Source organism: Mycobacterium sp., assembly GCF_025965855.1.
Classification (GTDB): Bacteria; Actinomycetota; Actinomycetes; order Mycobacteriales; family Mycobacteriaceae; genus Mycobacterium.
Genome location: NZ_JAOPWB010000295.1, coordinates 1 through 19,624, shown reverse-complemented (window position 1 = coordinate 19,624; position 19,624 = coordinate 1). Strand labels below are relative to the sequence as shown.

Here is a 19,624-nt window from a genome sequence, read left to right as displayed (position 1 = left end):
GTCAAGTCCCTTCGGTCAATCCCGCCAACGCCGGATGGGCCATCAATCGATCGAGAAACGGACGCTGACCCTTGAGCAGCTTCCTGCGTGCCTGCGCCACGGCAAACCAGCCGACCCGGTCGACCTCGGGGAACTCCCGCATCCTGCCCGAGCCCCTCGGCCACTCGATTTGGAAGGTGTTGCTGTGCGCGTCGGTGACGTCGAGGTCGGCCTCGACGGCGAAGGCCGTGACCACCTTGCCGCTGGGTTGTTTCAACGCGCCGAGGTCGACGCGCGGTCCGGCCGGCACCGGCAGCCCGAGCTCCTCCTGGAATTCGCGCTGCGCGACCGTCCAAGGGTCCTCGCCGTCGGTGTACTCGCCCTTGGGAATCGACCACACGCCGTCGTCCTTGCGGGCCCAGAACGGGCCACCCGGATGTGCGATCAAGACTTCGACGACGCCGTCACACGTCCGGTACAACAGCACACCCGCACTGAGCGTGGGCCTTGATGTTTTCAAGGCAGGTCAGACCCCGACGGCGCGTTCCAGATCCTTCAGCGACGACTCCAAATGCGCGAGTAGGCGCTGCAGGTGCGGAACGCTGCGACGGCATCCAACCAAACCGAAATCGAGGTTGCCCGCGTTGTTCACCAGGGTGATGTTCAGTGCCTGCCCGTCCGGGATGGCCGACAGCGGGTAGCTGCCGTCCAGCCGCGCACCGCCGTAGTACATCGGCTCCGCCAGCCCCGGCACGTTCGAGATGACGAGGTTGAACGGCGGCGGCGTCGACGAGATGAAACCCGGGACACCCGCGAGCGTGAGCGGTGCCATGTACAGCGCCGATAACGCGAGGACCTGCAGCCGCGGGAGTTCGGCGAAAACCTTCTTGTTGGCGCGCATCGATTGGCTGATCGCTTCTATCCGCTCCGCCGGATCCTCGAGGTCGGTGGCGAGGTTGCACAGCATGCTGCCAACCATGTTGCCGCCGCTATCGGCATCGTCCTTTGAGCGCAGGCTCACCGGAACCATCGCGATCAGCGGTGCCTCCGGCAGCGCATCCTGCTCGAGCAAGTAGTAGCGCAGCGCACCCGAACACATGGCCAACACCGCGTCGTTGAAGCTCACCCCGGCCGCCTTCTTGACGCTCAAGACGCGATCCGCCGACCAGGACTGAGCGGCACACCGGCGGGCGCCCCCGACCTTGACGTTGAACATCGTGCGCGGAGCCGCCATCGGCAGGGTCAACCGCTGCTCGATCAGGGCCGCGCGGGCCAGCTTTACCGTCGATGGGGCAAGTGCCGCAACGGATCCCGCCGCTTTGACCAGCGAGCTCAGCGGGGACGAGCCGCCTGATTTGGGACGCGGTCGCCGAGGCAGGCTCCACATCGCCCGCACCTCGCGGTCGTCCGGGTCGACCGACAGCGTGCGCTGCATCAGCTTCATCGCCGAAATGCCGTCGATCAGCGCGTGATGCATCTTGCTGTACATGGCGAACCGGCCGTCGTCCAGCCCCTCCACCACGTACAGTTCCCACAGCGGGCGGTGACGATCGAGCAGGCTGGTATGCAGCCTGGAGGCCATCTCGAGCAGTTCGCGGACCCGTCGCGGCGACGCCAGCGCCGCACGCCGAACGTGGTAGTCGACGTCGATCTCGTCGTCATAGGCCCATGCCATGGGGGTGATCCCGCCCATGATCGCCGCGGGGTGCTTACGGAACGTGGGCTGGAATTCGTCGTTGGCGATCAGGGCATCGGTGAACTCGCGGACGAACTCCGGTCCGGCGCCCTCCGGCGGGGCGAACAACGACAAGCCGCCCACGTGCATCGGATGCTCGCGCGTTTCGGCAAGCAGAAACACCCCGTCGGCGGGCCCCATCAGTTCCATCCACCAATTAGACCCCGAACGGCGCGGGATGCAAGGTCTTTAGTCCGCAGCGTCCGGGGATTGCGGCCCTGTCGAGGCGGCCACCGTCTACCCCGCGAACATGCCGTTCCCTGCCAAGATCGTCTATCAGGTGCTGAGCCCATCGAGGTCGCCGCCCGGTTCGGCGAGGACCCCGAAGTCCCGAGATGCCGGCGCCGATGATCAACACGTCGACGTGTGCGATGCTGCTGGAGTTCATGGCCGTTCCTTGACTCTGCTGTCGGAAGCGGTAGCACACTGTGCGGCAGTATCGGGACCTGAGTATTGACAGCAGAGGACACCTTTTTGACAATCGAGGACAACTCGGCGTGACGGAACCACTCAACGTTGTGCCCGCCTCCCAGCGACAAATTCGAACTGTGCCATACGTTGTCGCTCGGAGGCGGGCACAAAGGGACACCCTCTCCCCGCCGGGGAACATGAGGCGCGTGTGACCACGTCGCCGTGCGCGCTCGCTACAGCAAATCGGTGATGGTCTTCAGGCCCGCGTCGTAGAGCACGCCGGGCAGCATGCCGCCGTCGTGCTCGATCGTCGTGCCGTTGACGAAGTCCGCGCCTCCGCTGGCCAGGAACACGCAGACGCGGCCAACCTCCGCGGGCTCCCCCGCCCGGCGCAACGGCACTGCGGCGAAGTACTTTTCGCCCGTCGGATCGTCCTTGGGCAGCACGAACGACCGGAAGTTCTCGGTCATCGTTGGGCCCAGCGCGATGCAGTTGACCCGAGCCTTCGGGCCCCACTCCTCGGCCAGCGACCGGGTGAGATGGTTGAGCCCGCTCTTGGCCGCCCCGTAGGAGACCAGGGTTGGAGACCCGGCCGGGTGTCCTGCGCCGCTGGAGATGTTGATGATGCAGCCCACGCCGTCCTGGGTCCGCATCTGCCGGTATGCGCGAATGGCGAACCAGAGCGGGCTGATGAGGTTCATCTGTACCGCGTACGCGTGAAAAAGCGCCGTGCGCTCATACTCGTCGTCGCTCCCCGGCGCGCCCTGAATGCGTTGCACGAGTTGGGGAATGCTTTCGACGTGCGGCGCCGGCACCGTGCCGCCGGCGTTGTTCACCAAGATGTCGATGCGGCCCTGGGTGGCCACGACATCGGCGACGAACGAGTCGATCGAGCGGTAATCGCCTTGGTCGCAGACCTTTTGGGACGCGCGGGCCGCCCAGTCCGCGTCGATACCCGGGATGGAGTCCAGGGGCGAGCGGGAGCAACCGATGACCGTGGCACCGGCCCGCAGCAATTCGTGCGCGATGCCGACGCCCACGCCGCGGCTGGTTCCAGTGACGATCGCGATCTTTCCTTCGAGGACGCCCATCATCCGCCTTCCCGCGCGTGCACGTCATTGACAGTGACTGCCAGCAGGTCATACTGTGCCATTTCAGCCGTTGGCGTGTAAAGCCGTGCACTCGAGAGGTCACCGATGAATATTCGTGTCATCCAATGGGCGACTGGAGGTGTCGGCAAGGCCGCCATCGAGTGCGTGCTCAATCATCCGCGGCTCGAGCTGGCCGGCTGCTGGGTGCACAGCGCGGACAAGAACGGCGTCGACGTCGGTCAAATCGTCGGAACTCAGGACCTGGGCGTCACCGCCACGACCCGCATCGACAACGTGCTGGCCCTGGACGCCGACTGCGTGATGTACAGCCCGCTCGTGCCCAACGACGACGAGGTCATCGCGATCCTGCGGTCCGGAAAGAATGTGGTCACGCCGGTCGGTTGGGTCTACCCCGACCTGAGCAACCCGCGTCACAAAGCCGTCGCCGACGCCGCGGTCGAAGGCGGTGTGACCCTGCATGGTTCGGGGATCCACCCGGGCGGCATCACGGAGCGATTCCCGCTGATGCTGTCCTCGCTCTCATCAGCGGTCACCCACGTGCGCGCCGAGGAGTTCTCGGACATCCGCACCTACAACGCCCCGGACGTCGTGCGCCACATCATGGGATTCGGCGGCACCCCCGAGGAAGCCATGCAAGGCCCCATGGCCAGCCTGCTCGAGGCGGGCTTCAAGCAGTCGGTCCGAATGGTAGCCGACCACATGGGATTTCGCATCGAGCCGAACATCAGGACCATCCAGGACGTCGCGGTGGCGGCCTCCGACATCGACTACGCCCCGTTCCCAATCACCACGGGCACTGTGGCCGCGCGCCGGTTCCGCTGGCAGGCCCTCGTCGACGGCGAGCCGGTCATCACGGCGGCGGTCAACTGGCTGATGGGCGAGGAAAACCTCGAACCGGCATGGAATTTCGGTGGGCGCGGCGAACGCTTCGAGGTCGAGATCACCGGCGATCCCACCGTGAGCCTCACCTTCAAGGGACTGCAACCGGAGACGATCGCCGAAGGGCTGCTGAAGAATCCGGGCGTTGTGGCCACCGCCAACCATTGCGTCAACGCCATCCCTGACGTCTGCGCCGCCGAGCCAGGCATCAAGACGTACCTGGATCTGCCGTTGTTCGCGGGACGCCCGCATCCCAACCTCGCGGAAACGTCATGACCGCCCTCGCCGACGTCTCGTTCTGCCACCTCGTCGTCGGAGTGACCGATATGGACCGCGCGCTGGCGTTCTACCGGGACGTGCTCGGCATGGAGGTCGTCTTCGAAACCGTCATCTCCGGAGAGCCTTTCGACGCCGTCCTGCACGCGCCCCGCGAGCAGGAGGGCCGGGTGGTGGGTGGCTTGCTGGGCGGGCTGATGATCGAGCTGCTGTCGCTCCGCGCGAACCCGCCGGAGCAGAAGCAGCGACGCGGCATCACCGGGATACACAACGTGTCTCTGTCGGTGACCGACCTCGATGACGCTCACCGCCGCATCGCCGCCGCCGGCTACACCCCCGACCAAGAGCCGTTCGAAATAGGCGGGGTGCGAATGTTTTTCGTCAAGGACCCCGACGGGACGCCGGTCGAGTTCATCGAATTGCCCAACGGTGCGCGCAGCACCTACGAGATGCACCGCGGCGTGCCACTGCAGCTGGGACCCGTCACATGAGCTACACCCACCCTGACTCGATGCGCGGCCACGTCGCGATCGTCACCGGCGCCGCGCAAGGCGTCGGCAAGGGCATCGCCGCCGCACTGCTCGAACGGGGCGCCGAGGTGCTGCTGGTCGACATCCAGGACGAGGTCCTGAACGCGACGACCGCCGAACTCAAGGAAATGGGGCGCGCCGAGCAGTTGGTCGCCGACCTGCGGGACCCGGCCAGCGCGCAGCGGATCGTGGCGGCCGCGGTGGACGCCTTCGGTGCGGTGCATGGCCTCGTCAACAACGCCATAGCCACCAACGAGCCCAAGGCATTCGTGGACATCACCACGGAGGACCTGGCGCTCGGTTACGACGTCGGGCCCCGGGCCACCTTTCTGCTCATGCAGGCCGTTTACCCGCTGATGGTCGAGGCGGCCGGCGGGTCGATCGTCAACCTGGGCTCGGGCACGGGCACCGGCGGCGAACCCAAGTGGGGTGGTTATGCCGCCGCCAAGGAAGGGATCCGCGGGCTGTCGAAGGTCGCCGCCCTGGAGTGGGGGCGCGACAACATCCGCGTCAACGTCATCTGCCCGTTCGCCGAGTCCGACGGCGTCAAAGCGTGGAAACAGTTCGCGCCCAACGACTACGCGAAGGCGGTGGGACGTGTTCCGATGAAGCGCATCGGCGATGTCCGCTCCGACGTGGGCGCGCTGGTTGCGTTTCTGCTCGGCACCGATGCGACGTTCATCACCGGGCAGACCATTCACGTCGACGGTGGAATCGGCTCCTTCCGATGACCGAGTCGTTGCGCGAACGGCAGCGGGCCCAGATCCGGGCCGACATCCGGCGCGCGGCGTTCCGGCTCTTCGTCGAACGCGGCTACGACGCTGTGACGACGGAGGAAATCGCCTCGGCCGCAGGCGTTTCCCCGCGCACCTTCTTCCGCCACGTGCCGTCCAAGGAGGAGCTGCTACTCGCGCCCCTTCGCCATGGTGGCGCCGCAATCGTCAGCCTGCTCGACGAGCGGCCCGCCGCCGAATCACCCGACGTCGCGCTGGTAAACGCGATCATCGTCCGCACTCGGTCGTTCGACCAAGCCGACTGTGAGGAGTGGCGCGAGGCGCTGCTGGTGGCTCCTGGTCTGCTCGACAAGGCCAGGCTGCACACACCCGCGGACAAGGAGCGAGCGACGAAGCTGATCGGCGAACGAATGGGCGCCAATCCGGACACCGACATCCGCCCCGGCCTGCTGGTCCAACTCGGGTTTGCCGCGGGCGATTTCGCATTCCAACAGTGGGTGCGCCAGTCGACCAAGAAGCCACGCCCGCTAGACCGCTACGTCACCGACGCCCTCGAAGCGATCAAGAGTCCATATTGGAAAAGGAGTACGGGGTGAAAGCCAAGTACAAAGTCGCGGTCTGGGCCACCGGCGGAGTGGGGAAGTACGCCATCCGAACCATCACCGACCGCCCCAACCTCGACCTCGTCGGGGTATGGGTGCACTCGGACAACAAGAACGGCAGGGACGCCGGCGAGCTCGCGGGCATCGACCCGATCGGCATCGCCGCCACCCGGGACGAATCGGAAATCCTCGGCGGCGACGCGGACTGCGTCGTCTACGCGGCGCCGGCGCCACCCCGAATGAAGGAAGCGATCGGCGATCTGTGCCGAATCCTGTCCGCCGGCAAGAACGTTGTGACGACCGCGATACCGGGATTGGTGTACCCGCGCGGTTCGATGCCCGCCAAGGTGACCGACGCGATCCGCGGCGCGGCCGAAGCCGGCGGCGGTTCGTTGTTCTCGAGCGGCATCGAGCCGGGATTCGGCGCCGACCTATTCCCGATCGCGCTGATGTCGATGTCGCACAAGGTGTATTCGGTGCGCGGCATCGAAATCACCAACTATTCCGAATACCCGGCCGAATACGATATGCGCGAGCTGTTCGGATTCGGCCAGCCCCTCGACTACCGAGGTGGGTTGAAGATGCCCGGCGTGCTGCGCTGGGGCTGGGGCGCCGCCGTCACCATGGTGGCCGAGGCGCTGGGGGTGACACTCGACGACATTCGCGAGACGTGCGAGTTCCGGCCCACACCGCGCGAAATCCCCACCGCGTTCGGGCTTGTCGAAGCCGGAACCGTCGGTGCCACCCGGGCCCGTTGCATCGGCGTCGTCGACGGTATCGACGTCATCACCATCGAGCACGTCGACCGCATCGCCGACGACCTCGCCCCCGATTGGCCGAAGGGCCGAACCGGCGGAACCGACGGCATCTGGCGCGTCATCATCGACGGCGAGCCGAGCTTTGACGCCGAGTTCGAAGTCGGGCATCGACCCGGCGACAGCCACAACGATCACGGCCTGCTGGCAACCGGCATGCGTGCGGTCAACGCCATCCCCTGGGTCTGCGAGGCCGAGCCAGGAATTGTTGACGCGCTGCACATTCCGCTCACCTCTCCGGTGGGAGCGCTGCATCCGCATCGCGACGGGATCTCCGCCTTCTAAAACCCCGTCGCGTTAGTCAGAAGCTGTCGTTTCCCCCGCCGGAGTCAAAGCCACCGCCGCCAAAGTCCGACCCGCCGAAGTCGCCGCCACCCGAATCGAACCCGCCGAATCCGCCCGAGTCGTTGCTGCCGCCGAAATCTATGTCGCCACCGCCGGAGTATGAGCTGTCGTTGCCGGCGAAACCGGTGTCGCCGCCACCTGAGTTCTGGTAGCTCCCGTCGAAGCCGACATCGGCCTGCTGGCTGTCGTAACCGGCGCTCTGGGCGCCGTCAAAGCCCTGATTGGCGTATGCCGAATCCTGCCCGTCCTCAAAGCCGCGGTCGTAGCTGCCGCCCCAGTGGTCGTCCAGCAAGGCATCGACCAGCAGGACATCGGTGAGGGCCCAGCCCCACCCCGGTCCCCAGAACGCGTACGGGTAGTAGCCGGGGTAGAAGAACATGCCGTTGTAAAGGCCCCCGGGATAGTAGTTCGCGTAGCCGGGCTGCGGGGTGGTGCTGTAGTTGTTGTTGTTGATCGTCACGTCCTGCCCGGTGGCTGGATTCTTCGCCTGCACCGTGGCCTGCTTGCGGTCCTCGCCGGGCACCGACGTCACGGCGCTCACATTCGGGAATGCCCCCGGGTTCAGCTTCCGGTTGGCTTTGTCCACGGTGGACTGCACGGCCCGAAGATGCGCCCGCGCCGCGGTGTAATCACCTGCCTGGTATGCCTTGCGGGCCTCGTACAGCCCGGAGTTCGCCTTCAACGACTCGGCGCTGACGTCTGTGTCGGCATTGGCGATCACCGCGCTATCGAGGTCGGCGGCCTCGGATTCGGCGGCGATCAACTGTTCCTTGACCTGCTCTCGCGCCTCGGTATCCTTGCGGTGCTTGCGATTTCGGCTCGTGGCGAACCAAATCAGGCCGGTCACAGCCAGCGCAAGGCCGATAATGATCAGCGTCGGCCACAGCCAGGCCCAGCTGGTGTGCTTGGCGGTCCCAACCGGAGAGGTCGTCACCGGCCCAGCCGACGCAGCGCTCACACCGGCCAGCTTGCTGACGAAGTCGCTGGTCGCGCCGTAAGGGTCATTGCGGTGATCCCTGGCCGACTGCTCCAAGAACGAGTTCACGCTGTCCGCGATCACCCTCGGCACGTTGTAGGCGCGCACGTGGTAGCCCTTGGAGTCGATCACCAGAATGACTCCGCTGAACCCCGGATCGCGGCCCACGATGACGTTGTGGATGGCATCCGCCGTTGTCACGCCGGTCTGGCCGGGCGCCACCGCCGCCACCCAGACCGGCGGCGTCGGGCTCCACGCCCACCGACTGGTGAGGATCTGCTGGTTGAGCCGGTCAGGGTTCTGCAAGGGCGGTGTGGCAGCCGGGTCGGCCACCACGTGCGTCTGCGCATTGAACTTGTCCACCACCTGGTCGGTGTAGGTGTCGGCCCCCGCCGACGGCGCGAGCAGTATTGCCAGCGCCGAGATGAACGGGACCACAAAGAGCCGGCCGAATCGTCGAGTCACTTTTCTCCTGACCTTGTCTTGTGCTGATCGAACCACACGGTGACACCGCGCCGCCCGGCGATTCACCACCTGTCGATCGTGGAGCGCTGTCCGCGAGGCGAAAGCGGTTCGGACTGAGGTGATATGGCAGCGTCAGCCCGAGTACCATGCGCCAAAAGTGGGCACAAGTATCCCCATGAATGTTGTGGTGATCGGCCAGATCGGGCGCGATTTGGTGTTGCGCACCGCCGGGCCGCCGTCCGCGAGTGAGGCCACCACGGTCCTCCAGCGCGAGGAGGTGCTCGGCGGCAAGGGCGCCAATCAGGCGGTCGGTCTCGTGCAGCTCGGGGTACCGGTCGCGCTCATCGGGGTGGTGGGCGAGGACACGGCCGGAGTCTCGGTGCTGCAGCAAGCCCAGCGCGACGGCATCGACGTCGGAGGTGTTGCGCGGCGCGGAGCGACGGCCCTGCTGATCGATATCGTCAGCCGGCCACCGGAGCGCATGCTGCTGGAAGATCTGCCCAAAAGCTCGCTTGTTCAAGTGGCAGACCTCGACCGGTGCGCCTCATTGTGGGAGGGCGCCGACACCGTCTCCATTCAGCTGCAGCAGCCGCCCGCCACCGCGCTGGAAGCGGCGCGTCGGGCGCGGCGGCGGGGACTACGAGTGGTCGCGGATGGCGTGCCGGCACCCGATGTTCGTGACGACCTCCTCGGGATGGTGGACGTGATACGGGCCGACGCCACCGAGGCCGCCCTGATCGCAGGCACGGAGATCGCCACCGTGGAGCAGGCGGCGACGTTGGCCGACGAATTGTTGACGTGCGGACCCGGGCTGGTGGCGCTCGCGGTTCCGGACGTGGGCGATTTGCTGGTGTGGCAGACCGGCCGTGAGCTGTTTGAGTTCGCGGACGTGGAGGTGGTCGATCCCACCGGCGCCGGGGACGCGTTCGTGGCCGGGCTCATCGCCGCCCTGCGTGACGGGGCGGAACCGCGCGAGGCGGGCCGGCTCGCGGCCGCGGCCGCCAGCTCGACGGTGCAGCGCCTCGGCGGACGGCCCGACCTGACCGGGCTAGCTTCGTGACAGCGGCGGCCTATCCGCCACCGCCGGCGCGTTCCGATGCAACCGCTGCCATACCCCTTATTCGCGTCTGCAATCACATGAGCGCGGGCAGGACCTTGTCGGTGAGCAGCTGAACCGACTTCCACGCTTCGCCGACGGGCATCCCGCCCACAAGCGGGTGCATGACCAGCGGGCCGTAGTCCTCGGAGTCCCGCACCTCGGCGATGAGCTGGTCGGGCGTCAGGAACCGGTAGCGTCCCGACGCCTTGACCTCGTCCAGAGTCTGAACCCCGGGCAGGTGCATGAGCGACCGTTCCTCGGTTGACCATCCGCCGTAAGTGACTGCCTCCCAAAGGATGTGGTCGCCGAGCTGCTCCCAGGCCCGGTCGGGGTCCTCGTGCAGAAAGATCATCCCGCGGTTGATCGGCCCGGGCATGACGATGAGGGGCTTGACGCCGACCCCGGAACACAACTCGCGGTAGTAGGCGGCGATGTCGGGCAGGTGATCCGCGAGGCTGAGCGGCAGTCGAAAACGCGCCGCGCGCCGCGCCGTCACGCGCGAACCGCCGCCGACGAACAGCGGTGGATGCGGCCGGGTCCACGTACCGGTGCAGACTCCGGCGTCCGCGTCGGCCCCGGACCAGACCGACAGAATGCGATCGACCACGCCGTCCATCAGCTTGCCGCGACGGCTGAAATCGACTCCCAGCGCGTCATATTCGATCGTGCGATAGCCCAGGCCCACCGTGGTAAGCAGCCGGCCGCGGCTCATGTTGTCGACGAGCGCGATGTCTTCGGCGAGCCGGACGGGATTCCACAACGGCCCGAGCGCGCAGTCCACGCTCGCGATCAGCGACGTGGTTCGGGCCAGGAACATCGACGCGGCCATGATCGGGTTGCAGCTCCATCCGTGCCCGGTCGCGTGATGCTCGTCGACGCTGATGGAGGTGATGCCGTGGGACTCGCCCCACTGCGCCAGTTGTAGCGCGGCGTTGAGCAGTTCGCTCTGCGTGCGCGGATCGCCCTGCGGCGACGCGAAATTGAAGCGCAGCACGGTCAGCAACACGTCAAGTCTCCAGCGGGGCGGCCGCCGACTGCAGGAACGCGGGAAAGTCGGGAAACAGTGCGCGGTCGACGATCTCGATGCGGGTGCCGAACTCGTCGATGTAGTAGGCGAATAGCGCCAGGCCCGGTGGCGCGACGTCGGCCGTGGCTTCGAAGGTGAAGCCGTTTTCCTCCAGCATTCGCGCGGAGTCGGCCAGGCTGTCGGTGAAATAGCCGAGGTGATGGATGGAGTTGCCGGGCGCCGCCGTCCACGGACTTCCCGGAACCTCCTGGATCAGTTCGACGTGCGGAGGCTGCAGGGAGTAAACGAACGTCGAAGTGAGTTCGTGGGTTCCGGACGCGGTGCGGAACGGAAGGGTGTAGGTCAGCGGTTTGATCCACCGGTAGCCGGCCAGCGCGCTCAGCCGGGCCATCGCGGCCTCGAGGTCGGGCACGATGATCCCGGTGTGGTAGTAGTCCTGCGGGTGCAGTGCCCCAACAAAAGAAGCCATGGTCGGTGTCCTTACTGTTCAGACGCAGTCCGAGGCGCCGTCGACGACGAAGAGCGCGCCACTCGTGTAGCTGCTCTGCTCGGTGCACAAAAAGGCCACCGTGGGCGCGATTTCCCCGACGGACCCGAAGCGGTGCAGCGGAATGTGGGCAAGCTCGGCATCGACCAGCTCTGCCGCGCCGTGCATGGGCGCGGTCATCGGGGTGTCGATCGTGCCCGGCGCCACCGCGTTCACGCGGATTCCCTTGCGCGCCCACTTCACCGCGAGATTGCGTGTGATGCAGACGATCCCTGCCTTGGCGGCGCCGTAGCCGGGCACTAGCGGGACGGCGCGCAGCGCGGACATCGACGCCAGGTTGACAACGCTGGCGCCTCCGGCTGCGGTCGACGACTTCAGCGCCCGGTATAGCGCGACCGTGAGGCGGTACGGACCGGTGAGATTCAGCGCGACCGATGCGTCGAACCCGTCGGGTTTCGACTCGTCGAGGCCGCCGGGGAAATTCGCGCCCGCGTTGTTCACCAGGACGTCGAGGCGGGTGAATGTCTGCGCCAGCGCGTCCACGGATTCGTGGTCGGTGATGCGTAACTGGTGATAGGCCATGCCGGACAGGTCGGTGTCGTATTCCGTCGCTGCGGGTTTGGTTCCGGTGATGGTGACCTCGGCTCCGGCGTCCCGGAACAGCGTTGCGGTGGCATGGCCGATCCCGCTGGTGCCGCCGGTGATCAGCGCCGCGGTCCCGGTGAAGTCGAAGCTGACTCGCGCCGTCATGCGTTCCTCGCTAGTTGGTTTCTGAGCCAGGCACTTTCCCAGAAGTTGGTGCTGTCGGCCAGCAGCGTCTCATGCGCCCGCTTCAGCACGTCGCGGGCCCCGGCATGCTCCGGGGGAGCCAGCTCGGCGAGGTGGATGGCGTGCAGCGGCCGTCCCGCGTCGAGGTGCGCCCGCGCCCTGTCCACCAGCGGGTCGGCGCCGGCCAGCTCCGCCACGTCGGCGGCGACGGCGTCGAAACCGACGGGATAGAGTTCGGTGGTCGAACGGTGGTGAAACCAGCCCGAGTAATTCTCCCACACGGCGCGCACGTCCCAGTCGACCTTTCCGTAGCCTTGGCCCACTTCGCATTCCGGGGGCAGGGTGATCTCGCGCATCAGGGTGCGAATGTCCTTGCCCGCGTTCATTCCGGCGACGGTCCGGTCGTGAATGTACTGGATCGCGTCGCGCAGGCGGGTCAATTCGGCGTTGATGCGCCTCTGCCCCGCGATCGGATCGAAATGACCGGTCACCAGGAGTTCGGGCCCCAGATCGCGCACCCGCTCGACCGATGCGATGGCGGTCAGGGCGTCGCGGTATCGGTCGCCACGCATGGTGACGAGGTTGGGAATGTGACCGAATACTGGGCCAAAGGTGTTTCCGCACAGGCAAATCCGCTCGTCCGGCAGCCACACCACCAGCGAGTCGGTGGTCTCGCCGCCGGGCACGGAGATCAATTCCATGCGTCGGCCGCCGACCTCCAGGGTCAGGGTGTCCTCGAAGTCGAGGTCGACGACGGGGACGCTCTGGCCGGCCAGCCGCGTCGTGCCGAGACGACGCTGGATGGCTTGAATGCCCGCCGCGAGGGTGTCCTTGAAGGCGAACGCGCTGCGGGCGGCGCGGTACGGGATGAGGCGTTCGTTGTCGTCCCGCCACGCGGTCCAGTTCGCCTGCGCGACAACCGTTGTGTCGAGGTCGCGCACGCTGTCCAATCCGCCGACGTGGTCGACGTGGCCCTGCGTGAAGATGATGTAGCGCACCGGCGACGGGTCGACGGCGTCGAAGTTGGCGCGGTGCACCGGCCCCTCGAAGCCCATGCCGGTGTTGACGATGACCCGGCCCTCGGCGGTGGTCAGCAGGTAGGCGTTTGACAGGCCCGGCGAGCACCACAGTCCCGGGGCGATCTGTTCGGCTTTTTCGGCAGCTGCCGGACGCATCGCGTCGGCGCCCGGCCTGCTGCGATAGACCGGTTCGGACATCGCTGTTGACTCCTTCATTCGGGGCGAACGTCGAAACGGTCGAAGTAGAAGTCGAACCGCCCGCGCAGTTCGTCGGCTGAGATGCCGAAGTGCCGTTGCAGGTCGTAGCGGACGCGGCCGTGTTTACCGCGCGGGTTGCCATCCAGGTAGCTCTGGAAGCGGCCGCGCACCTTCGGCGTCAGTTCGACTCCGCCGCGCTGGTAAAGCTGCTCCAGCAGCGGCATTTCGTTGCCATTGAGGTGGTGGAAGCTGATGTCGATGCTGTGTTCGCCCGGAACGAGGTCGCGGTCGCGCACGCACGCGCCGAGCAGCCGCTGCACTCGGTCGCTCCAGTAGTCCAGCAGCCAGCCGGGGTCTATGCTGGTCCGGCGCAGCCGGTCGGAGTAGGCCATCATCGTGATCGCCGACTGGACCACCGCCACGGGATCGCGGTGGGTGAAGGCCACCGTCGCGTCGGGGAAGGTCGCCATCAGGGGGCCGAGCTGCTCGCAGTGCTGCGGGCTCTTCAGCACCCAGGTCCGCGGACCGCGCAGGAAGGTCAGCGCCTGCAACACCTTCTTCAGGTACGGGTAGTGCCGGGTTTGGTCGAGGTCCAGGTAGTAGTCGCGCCAATCCGGCACGCGCGCATGCCATTCCAGGATGTAGGCGGCCAGGTCGAGGTCGAGGAGTTCGACCTCCTCCTCGATCGCCTCGGGGAACCGGTCGTGCATGGCGGCCACCACCGGGGCGCTGGCCATGAGCGCGTCATGCTCGGACCTGGCCCGCGCATAGCGGGGGTCGACTCCGGAGATGTCGGGGCCTTGGCCGCGCGCGGGTATCGGCTCCTGGCTCTCCCAGTACGGCAGCGCGCGTCGGCGTGGGTCGGCCGCAATGAGATTCACCAAATGCGTGGTACCGGATCGCGGCATCCCGACGACGATGAAGGGCTTCTCGATTGGGATCGACCCGATTTCGGGATACCGCTTCATGAGTTCGGTCAGCGACAGCCGGTTGCGCAGCAGGCGAACCACGCGTTGCCGCAGCAACGAGCGGGTGAGCTGGGTCAGGCCCTCGTCGGCTTCGATCGCGGCCACGTGGGCGGTCAGCCGGTCACCGAACCCGTCCGTATCGTCCAGGTCGTCGGCTCCGCCAGCCTGCTCGACCGCCTCGGCCAGCATCCGTCCGATGTCGAATTCGACGCGCTTGGCCTCGGTGAATTCCAAAATCTGGCGCTGGACATCGGTCAGCCTGGGCGACGTCAGATCGTCGAAGTCGATGTCGCCAAGCGCAGAACCCACCGGATCCCCTCTTCGACGTGTCGATCGTGTGACACAGACGGTAGACGCGATGAGGATCGGCCGCTAACCCGCCTCGGCGAGCTCTACAGGTTAGCCAGGTCGTCGGGTACGTCGACCTTGTGTTCCTGAAGCGCCTCCAGGGGCACCACCTCGAGCGTGCGCTCGTGGGTGGACGCCAACACCACGGGCGCGGCGCACCCGTCGTGGTGAGCCCGGAGCCAGTTCAGCGCGGTGACGCACCAGCGGTCGCCGGGCAGCAGCCCGGGAAACCGGTGCTCGGGCACCGGGGTCAGCAAGTCGTTGCCGATGGAACGCTGGTGTTCCAGGAATTCGGCGGTCATCACCGCGCAGATCGTGTGCCGGCCGAGGTCTTCTGTGCCGGTCGAGCAGCAGCCGTCGCGGTAGTAACCGGTAAGTGGGTCCGTGCCGCACGGTTCCAGCGGACCGCCGAGCACATTGCGATCAGGCACTGGTTTAGTATCGCCCTCCCGGGCACGAAGTTTGAAGGAACTCTGCCATCATCGCCGCGGTGAATTTTTTCCGGGGGCGGCAAGCTCGCGAAAGGCGCCGCGTCGATCGGAGTCTGGACGTTCTGACCGGCGCAGTGTTGACTCCAGCGAATGTCGACGCCGAACCAGCCCGGCGAGCCACCGTGGGGTTGGCAGCCCGAGGGCCAGGGACCACCGCCGAATCCCCAGCTGCCGCCGTCGGGATACCCGCCCACTCCCGGTCATCCGCCGCAATCCCCCTATCCCGGTTATCCGTCCTATCCCGGCTATCCCGGATACGCCCTCGATCCGCACGCACCATTCGGGCGGGATCCGGCCTCGGGGTTACCGCTGTCGGATAAGTCGGCCACGACGGCCGGCCTCCTGCAGCTGTTCCTGGGTTTGTTCGGCGTCGGCCGCTTCTACATCGACTCGACCCAGATCGCGATCGCGCAATTGTGCGTGGGTCTCTTCGGGCTCTTCTTTACCATGTTCTGCCTTTTCGGCTTCCCGGTTCTGCTCGGCAGCATCGCATGGGCGATCGTCGACGCGATCATGATGTTCACCGGCAGCGTCAAGGACAATTACGGCCGCAAGCTGCGTTAGCCATCCGGTACCCACTCGCCCGCGTTGCGCGGTAGGTTCTGCGTGTGATGCTTACCGGTGCTTTCCTGGCGGAAGCGGCCGCGACCGTCGACAACAAGCTTAACGTGCAAGGCGGCGTGCTTTCCAAGTTTTCGGTCGGGCCTGACCGGTTTGCCCGGTTCGTCCTTGTGGTGCTGACGCAGCCCGCTAGCGAGGAGTCGGACCGGCGGGTTGACGTAGAGATCAAGCCCCCGACGCTCGACGCGGCGCAATACAAATGGTTCGACGCGCCGGAAGCCGCCGTCGGGGAATTTCCGGGATTCGCCTTCTTCGAAATCGACGCACAGCTGCCCGTCGACGGCCGCTGGACGGTCGACGTCACTTGCGGCGATTCATCGGTCTCGTTACCGCTTGTCGTGGATGCCTGGACGCCGCCGTCCCTTGACATTTGAGCGTGCTCGTTTTCGTCTGACGCGAACGGCCTTGCACCCCAATAGGATCCGCGCCGCCGCAGTCAGCGGCTGACCACCACCAGCTTATCGCGCGGGGGATGACCCCGGACCAAACGCGTGAATGCTGGTAGGTCACAACAAGATAACAATCTCCGAAGCGGCGAGAAGCCGCCGCGACGCGCTGGCCAAATACCGGGTCCAGAGCCCCGGGAAATTTATCGTCAGTTTGTGCACCGTCGAACGGCCCTGAAGCTTCCCTTGCTGCTGGCGGCGGGCACGGCTTTGGCCCACGCGCCTCGCGCCTCCGCGGACCCTGCGCCGCGTTCCTCCGGGGAGATCACCCGGTGGCCGGCCGACCGTGCCAACCGCTGGTATCAAGCGCAAGGTTGGCTCGTCGGCGCGAACTACATCCCCTCAAACGCCATCAATCAGCTCGAGATGTTTCAGCCCGCGACCTACGACCCCCGGCGCATCAATACCGAGTTGGGGTGGGCCAGGGCATACGGCTTCAACAGCGTGCGGGTTTTTCTGCATGACCAGCTCTGGGCCCAGGATCCCCGCGGTTTCCACAACCGCCTCACGCAGTTTGTCAGCATCGCCGCGAGCCACGGCATCAGGCCTCTGTTCGTATTCTTCGACTCCTGTTGGGACCCGTTCCCCAAACTCGGTCCGCAGCGCGCGCCCAGGCCCGGCGTCCACAACTCGGGGTGGGTGCAGAGCCCCGGCGCGGAACGCCTCGGCGACCCCGGCTACACCCGGGTCCTGCACGACTACGTCACCGCCGTTTTGACCCAATTCCGCAGTGACAACCGCGTTTTGGGTTGGGACCTGTGGAACGAGCCCGACAATCCCGCGCGCGTGTATCAAAAGGTGGAGAGGAAAGACAAGCTGGAGCGGGTCGCGGAGCTGCTCCCCCAGGTGTTCCGTTGGGCCCGTTCGGTCGATCCTAGTCAGCCGCTGACCAGCGGCGTGTGGCGCGGCGCCGACCAGGGCGAACAGGGGGGCGCCAGCCCCATCGCCGACATCCAACTGAACAACGCCGACGTGATCACCTTCCACTCCTACGCCGACCCCGCGGGCTTCGAGTCGCGAGTCACCGAGCTTGCGCCGCTGGGGCGGCCGATCATTTGCACGGAGTACATGGCCCGGCCGCAGGGCAGCACCGTTGAGTCAATCCTGCCCGTGGCCAAGCGCCGTAACGTCGGTGCCTTCAACTGGGGCCTGGTCGCCGGAAAGACCCAAACCTACTTCCCGTGGGACTCGTGGGATCACCCGTACGCGGCACCGCCGAAGGTGTGGTTTCACGACCTTTTGCAACCCGATGGCCACCCCTATCGGGACAGCGAATTTCAAACCGCTCGCAGCCTGGCCAGCGGCCAGCCCACGTAAAACGCCCTCCGAGCTGCACTAACAGCTGATATGTAGGCACTGTTTGTCAATAGACAGGTGAAAGCCGCCCCGGTGGGAGCCGGGGCGGCTTTCGTTTGATCGGTGCCAGTCCGATGGCCGCGGCGGTCGTTGGTCAACGACGGTGGTGTCAGACTCTTGCTCCTCTGTCAAGCAGCGGCTGGCGCTGAGTGGTTTTGATCGGTGAGCATCGCTCGGTAGATGACATCGGAGAGTCGACGTTTTAGAACTCGTAGTGCTTCCATTCCGCCGTCGCCGCTGGATTTCCGCCGAGCTAGCAGTTCGCGGGCAGGCGGGTGTATGCGTGCTTGGGTCATCGCGATGCGGTGTAGGGCGGCGTTGAGTTGACGATTCCCAGTGCGTGACAGGCGATGTCGCTGTTTGTTCGATGACCACACGGGTAGTGGTGCGGTGCCGTTGAGTCGAGCGAAGGCGTCTTTGGAGCGGAACCGATGCACCTGGGCGGTCTCTCCGAGAATCTTGGCGGCGGTCAACGGGCCGCAGCCGACGATGGCCAGCAGCGAAGGTGCGACGAGCCTGACACGGTCGGTGATTTCGACGGTAAGTTCGTCAATCTCGAGGGTCAACAGTTGAAGGTGTTCGACCAGTCGTCGTGCCAGCCGGGCACCAGGCCAGCTTTGCCGCAGGTGTTCAAGTGCGCTGTGACCGCGGTGAAAGCGCTGGTCCGGTCGATGTTGGCCGGTCGTAGCCACCCTGGATCGAGTTCGTGGAGGTGCCAGCGCAGCCTGCAGATGATCCGGGTGCGCTCGGCGACGAGATCTTCGCGATGATCGATCAGTAGCCGCAGCTCGCGTTCGACTCCATCGAGTCGTGCCACCGGCAGATCTGGTTCCCGCAGCGCGGCTCGGGCCACTGCGAGGGCATCGATGGGATCGGACTTACCGTAGGTGCGGGCCGAGTCTCGAACATCGGCCATCAGTTTCGGCGAGACCCGCACAACTGACTCGCCGGCGGCGATCAGGTCCCGCTCGAGCCTGCGAGTCATATGCCGGCAGTCCTCGATCGCCCAGAGCCGCTCACCGTCGAGTGCGGTGGCCCACTTCAAGAGCTTGAGGTGATCCTGCGTCGTTGTACCAACAGTTTTCGTTGCCTGTTGTCGACCGTTGCCATCGATTGTGACTGCAGTGTGGCTGCGCTTGTGCGCGTCGATCCCGATGATCATCATGGAGCATGTCTCCCTGTCGTGGGTGGCACGGACCGGTCGATCGGCATATCCCAATTAGGGCGATGCCACGCTCCTCTTAAGCCAGGTCGGCCGGTCCTCTAGTGTCGGCTGGCCGCATAACAGTCTTAAGCCACGAAGGCGGAAATATACGCAGAGCGAGCCTGTCGACCCGTTCAGAGTGACATTGGGATATACGCGGGTTGGGTACCGCAAGACGATGGTTCGGCGCGAACGGTGGCTGCTCTCTAGGGACGGGCGTCACACCAGTATTCAGGAATCCTGTTGTGGCTCATAGCTGTAACGCAGATCGTGTTCGCCTACCTCGCTGTCGACCGGCTGGCCGCGATCAAGTTCGGTGGTGGCCCGTTAGTTCAGCGTGGCCAGTGACCAGCACCAGCCGGCCAGTTCACGGGCGACCGCGACGTTGGCCACGACGTGATTTTTTTGCGTTCGTTGAATCGGCACCACTGCTGGTGCAGGCGCCGGTTACCGGCATGCCCGCAGTCCTTGAGTGCCGGGTCGACCTTGGCCCAGCGGGCTCGCATCGTCGGTCCAGGGTGTGGGAATTGTCGAATCGCTGACGGCGAAGCCAGATCTGGTGCACGCCATTCCATGCTTGCCCACCCGAATACACCCGGCCCTGGGGCAACAGCAGCTTCCAGAGGCGGTGCCGAACCCGCATCAGATCCGCGCGAGCGTCCTCACGTGCCCGCACCAGATCCCGGACCGCCTCCACATCGGCCTCAGGAACGGTGACCGCGGTGATCTCACC

At 66.0% G+C, this 19,624-nt stretch carries 21 protein-coding genes and 1 pseudogene; 9 read left to right on the top strand and 13 right to left on the bottom strand.

The genetic code is table 11. The annotated features are described in order from the left end of the window. Position 1 precedes the first annotated feature (1 nt). From JWP83_RS25135 to JWP83_RS25125, 3 genes are all read right to left on the bottom strand, one after another. Positions 2–499, bottom strand: coding sequence for an NUDIX domain-containing protein (locus tag JWP83_RS25135; RefSeq protein ID WP_297736545.1), 498 nt, complete (start codon positions 497–499; stop codon positions 2–4). 6 nt (positions 500–505) lie between these two features. Continuing rightward, entirely contained in the window at positions 506–1,864 is a 1,359-nt protein-coding gene (locus JWP83_RS25130) for a wax ester/triacylglycerol synthase family O-acyltransferase (RefSeq protein ID WP_297736542.1), read from the bottom strand. 494 nt (positions 1,865–2,358) lie between these two features. Continuing rightward, positions 2,359–3,216 (bottom strand): SDR family oxidoreductase, encoded by an 858-nt coding sequence (locus JWP83_RS25125; protein WP_297736538.1) that lies wholly within the window; start codon positions 3,214–3,216, stop codon positions 2,359–2,361. A gap of 105 nt (positions 3,217–3,321) precedes the next feature. Between JWP83_RS25125 and JWP83_RS25120 the strand changes: the two genes are divergently transcribed. Genes JWP83_RS25120 through JWP83_RS25100 form a run of 5 tightly spaced genes read left to right on the top strand, consistent with a single transcriptional unit; the run spans position 3,322 to position 7,358 of the window. Then, the gene (locus tag JWP83_RS25120) at positions 3,322–4,392 is read left to right on the top strand and encodes a dihydrodipicolinate reductase (protein ID WP_297736535.1); all 1,071 of its coding nucleotides are present in this window, start codon (positions 3,322–3,324) and stop codon (positions 4,390–4,392) included. Next, positions 4,389–4,883, top strand: coding sequence for a VOC family protein (locus tag JWP83_RS25115; protein WP_297736531.1), 495 nt, complete (start codon positions 4,389–4,391; stop codon positions 4,881–4,883). Before JWP83_RS25120 ends, JWP83_RS25115 begins: the two co-directional genes overlap by 4 nt. Beyond that, positions 4,880–5,653: an SDR family NAD(P)-dependent oxidoreductase gene (locus JWP83_RS25110; protein ID WP_297736528.1), complete on the top strand. Its 774-nt coding sequence runs from the start codon at positions 4,880–4,882 to the stop codon at positions 5,651–5,653. Before JWP83_RS25115 ends, JWP83_RS25110 begins: the two co-directional genes overlap by 4 nt. Next, positions 5,650–6,252, top strand: coding sequence for a TetR/AcrR family transcriptional regulator (locus tag JWP83_RS25105; RefSeq protein WP_297736525.1), 603 nt, complete (start codon positions 5,650–5,652; stop codon positions 6,250–6,252). The genes JWP83_RS25110 and JWP83_RS25105 overlap by 4 nt, the downstream gene beginning before the upstream one ends. Beyond that, the gene (locus JWP83_RS25100) at positions 6,249–7,358 is read left to right on the top strand and encodes a dihydrodipicolinate reductase (protein WP_297736522.1); all 1,110 of its coding nucleotides are present in this window, start codon (positions 6,249–6,251) and stop codon (positions 7,356–7,358) included. Before JWP83_RS25105 ends, JWP83_RS25100 begins: the two co-directional genes overlap by 4 nt. A 16-nt stretch (positions 7,359–7,374) precedes the next feature. Here JWP83_RS25100 and JWP83_RS25095 read toward each other — a convergent pair whose 3' ends face one another. Further along, positions 7,375–8,859 carry a hypothetical protein gene (locus tag JWP83_RS25095; RefSeq protein ID WP_297736519.1) on the bottom strand — a complete coding sequence of 495 codons (1,485 nt, stop codon included), beginning with the start codon at positions 8,857–8,859 and terminating at the stop codon, positions 7,375–7,377. 175 nt (positions 8,860–9,034) lie between these two features. Here JWP83_RS25095 and JWP83_RS25090 point away from each other — a divergent pair, with 175 nt between their 5' ends. Beyond that, the gene (locus JWP83_RS25090) at positions 9,035–9,919 is read left to right on the top strand and encodes a PfkB family carbohydrate kinase (protein WP_297736516.1); all 885 of its coding nucleotides are present in this window, start codon (positions 9,035–9,037) and stop codon (positions 9,917–9,919) included. A 73-nt stretch (positions 9,920–9,992) separates the two neighbouring features. Here the strand turns inward: JWP83_RS25090 and JWP83_RS25085 are convergent, their stop codons facing one another. The 6 genes from JWP83_RS25085 to JWP83_RS25060 all read right to left on the bottom strand — a co-directional run bounded on the left by JWP83_RS25085 (position 9,993) and on the right by JWP83_RS25060 (position 15,204). Continuing rightward, on the bottom strand, positions 9,993–10,964 hold the full coding sequence (locus JWP83_RS25085) for an LLM class flavin-dependent oxidoreductase (RefSeq protein WP_297736513.1): 972 nt from the start codon (positions 10,962–10,964) through the stop codon (positions 9,993–9,995). 1 nt (position 10,965) lies between these two features. Continuing rightward, on the bottom strand, positions 10,966–11,454 hold the full coding sequence (locus JWP83_RS25080) for a VOC family protein (protein WP_297736510.1): 489 nt from the start codon (positions 11,452–11,454) through the stop codon (positions 10,966–10,968). Positions 11,455–11,472: 18 nt separating this feature from the next. Continuing rightward, positions 11,473–12,222 carry an SDR family NAD(P)-dependent oxidoreductase gene (locus JWP83_RS25075; RefSeq protein WP_297736508.1) on the bottom strand — a complete coding sequence of 250 codons (750 nt, stop codon included), beginning with the start codon at positions 12,220–12,222 and terminating at the stop codon, positions 11,473–11,475. After that, complete coding sequence (locus JWP83_RS25070) at positions 12,219–13,457, bottom strand: MBL fold metallo-hydrolase (protein ID WP_297736505.1); 1,239 nt, start codon at positions 13,455–13,457, stop codon at positions 12,219–12,221. The genes JWP83_RS25075 and JWP83_RS25070 overlap by 4 nt, the downstream gene beginning before the upstream one ends. Before the next feature lie 14 nt (positions 13,458–13,471). Beyond that, a complete protein-coding gene (locus JWP83_RS25065; protein ID WP_297736503.1) occupies positions 13,472–14,734 on the bottom strand; it encodes a sulfotransferase in 1,263 nt (420 codons plus the stop codon). A gap of 83 nt (positions 14,735–14,817) precedes the next feature. Next, positions 14,818–15,204 (bottom strand): DUF2237 domain-containing protein, encoded by a 387-nt coding sequence (locus JWP83_RS25060; RefSeq protein WP_297736500.1) that lies wholly within the window; start codon positions 15,202–15,204, stop codon positions 14,818–14,820. 150 nt (positions 15,205–15,354) lie between these two features. On the opposite strand from JWP83_RS25060, the gene JWP83_RS25055 reads away from it, so the two are divergent. The 3 genes from JWP83_RS25055 to JWP83_RS25045 all read left to right on the top strand — a co-directional run bounded on the left by JWP83_RS25055 (position 15,355) and on the right by JWP83_RS25045 (position 17,648). Next, positions 15,355–15,828, top strand: a complete 474-nt coding sequence (locus tag JWP83_RS25055; RefSeq protein WP_297736497.1) for an NINE protein — start codon at positions 15,355–15,357, stop codon at positions 15,826–15,828. Between the two features lie 47 nt (positions 15,829–15,875). After that, entirely contained in the window at positions 15,876–16,259 is a 384-nt protein-coding gene (locus JWP83_RS25050; RefSeq protein WP_297736494.1) for a hypothetical protein, read from the top strand. A gap of 228 nt (positions 16,260–16,487) precedes the next feature. Then, positions 16,488–17,648: a cellulase family glycosylhydrolase gene (locus tag JWP83_RS25045; protein ID WP_297736492.1), complete on the top strand. Its 1,161-nt coding sequence runs from the start codon at positions 16,488–16,490 to the stop codon at positions 17,646–17,648. A 167-nt stretch (positions 17,649–17,815) separates the two neighbouring features. Here the strand turns inward: JWP83_RS25045 and JWP83_RS25040 are convergent, their stop codons facing one another. From JWP83_RS25040 to JWP83_RS25030, 3 genes and pseudogenes are all read right to left on the bottom strand, one after another. Beyond that, positions 17,816–18,253, bottom strand: coding sequence for an IS110 family transposase (locus tag JWP83_RS25040; protein WP_297736490.1), 438 nt, complete (start codon positions 18,251–18,253; stop codon positions 17,816–17,818). Then, positions 18,250–18,849, bottom strand: a complete 600-nt coding sequence (locus JWP83_RS25035) for a transposase (RefSeq protein WP_297736600.1) — start codon at positions 18,847–18,849, stop codon at positions 18,250–18,252. The genes JWP83_RS25040 and JWP83_RS25035 overlap by 4 nt, the downstream gene beginning before the upstream one ends. 369 nt (positions 18,850–19,218) lie before the next feature. After that, positions 19,219–19,624: pseudogene (locus JWP83_RS25030) on the bottom strand (IS110 family transposase); the annotation flags it as partial.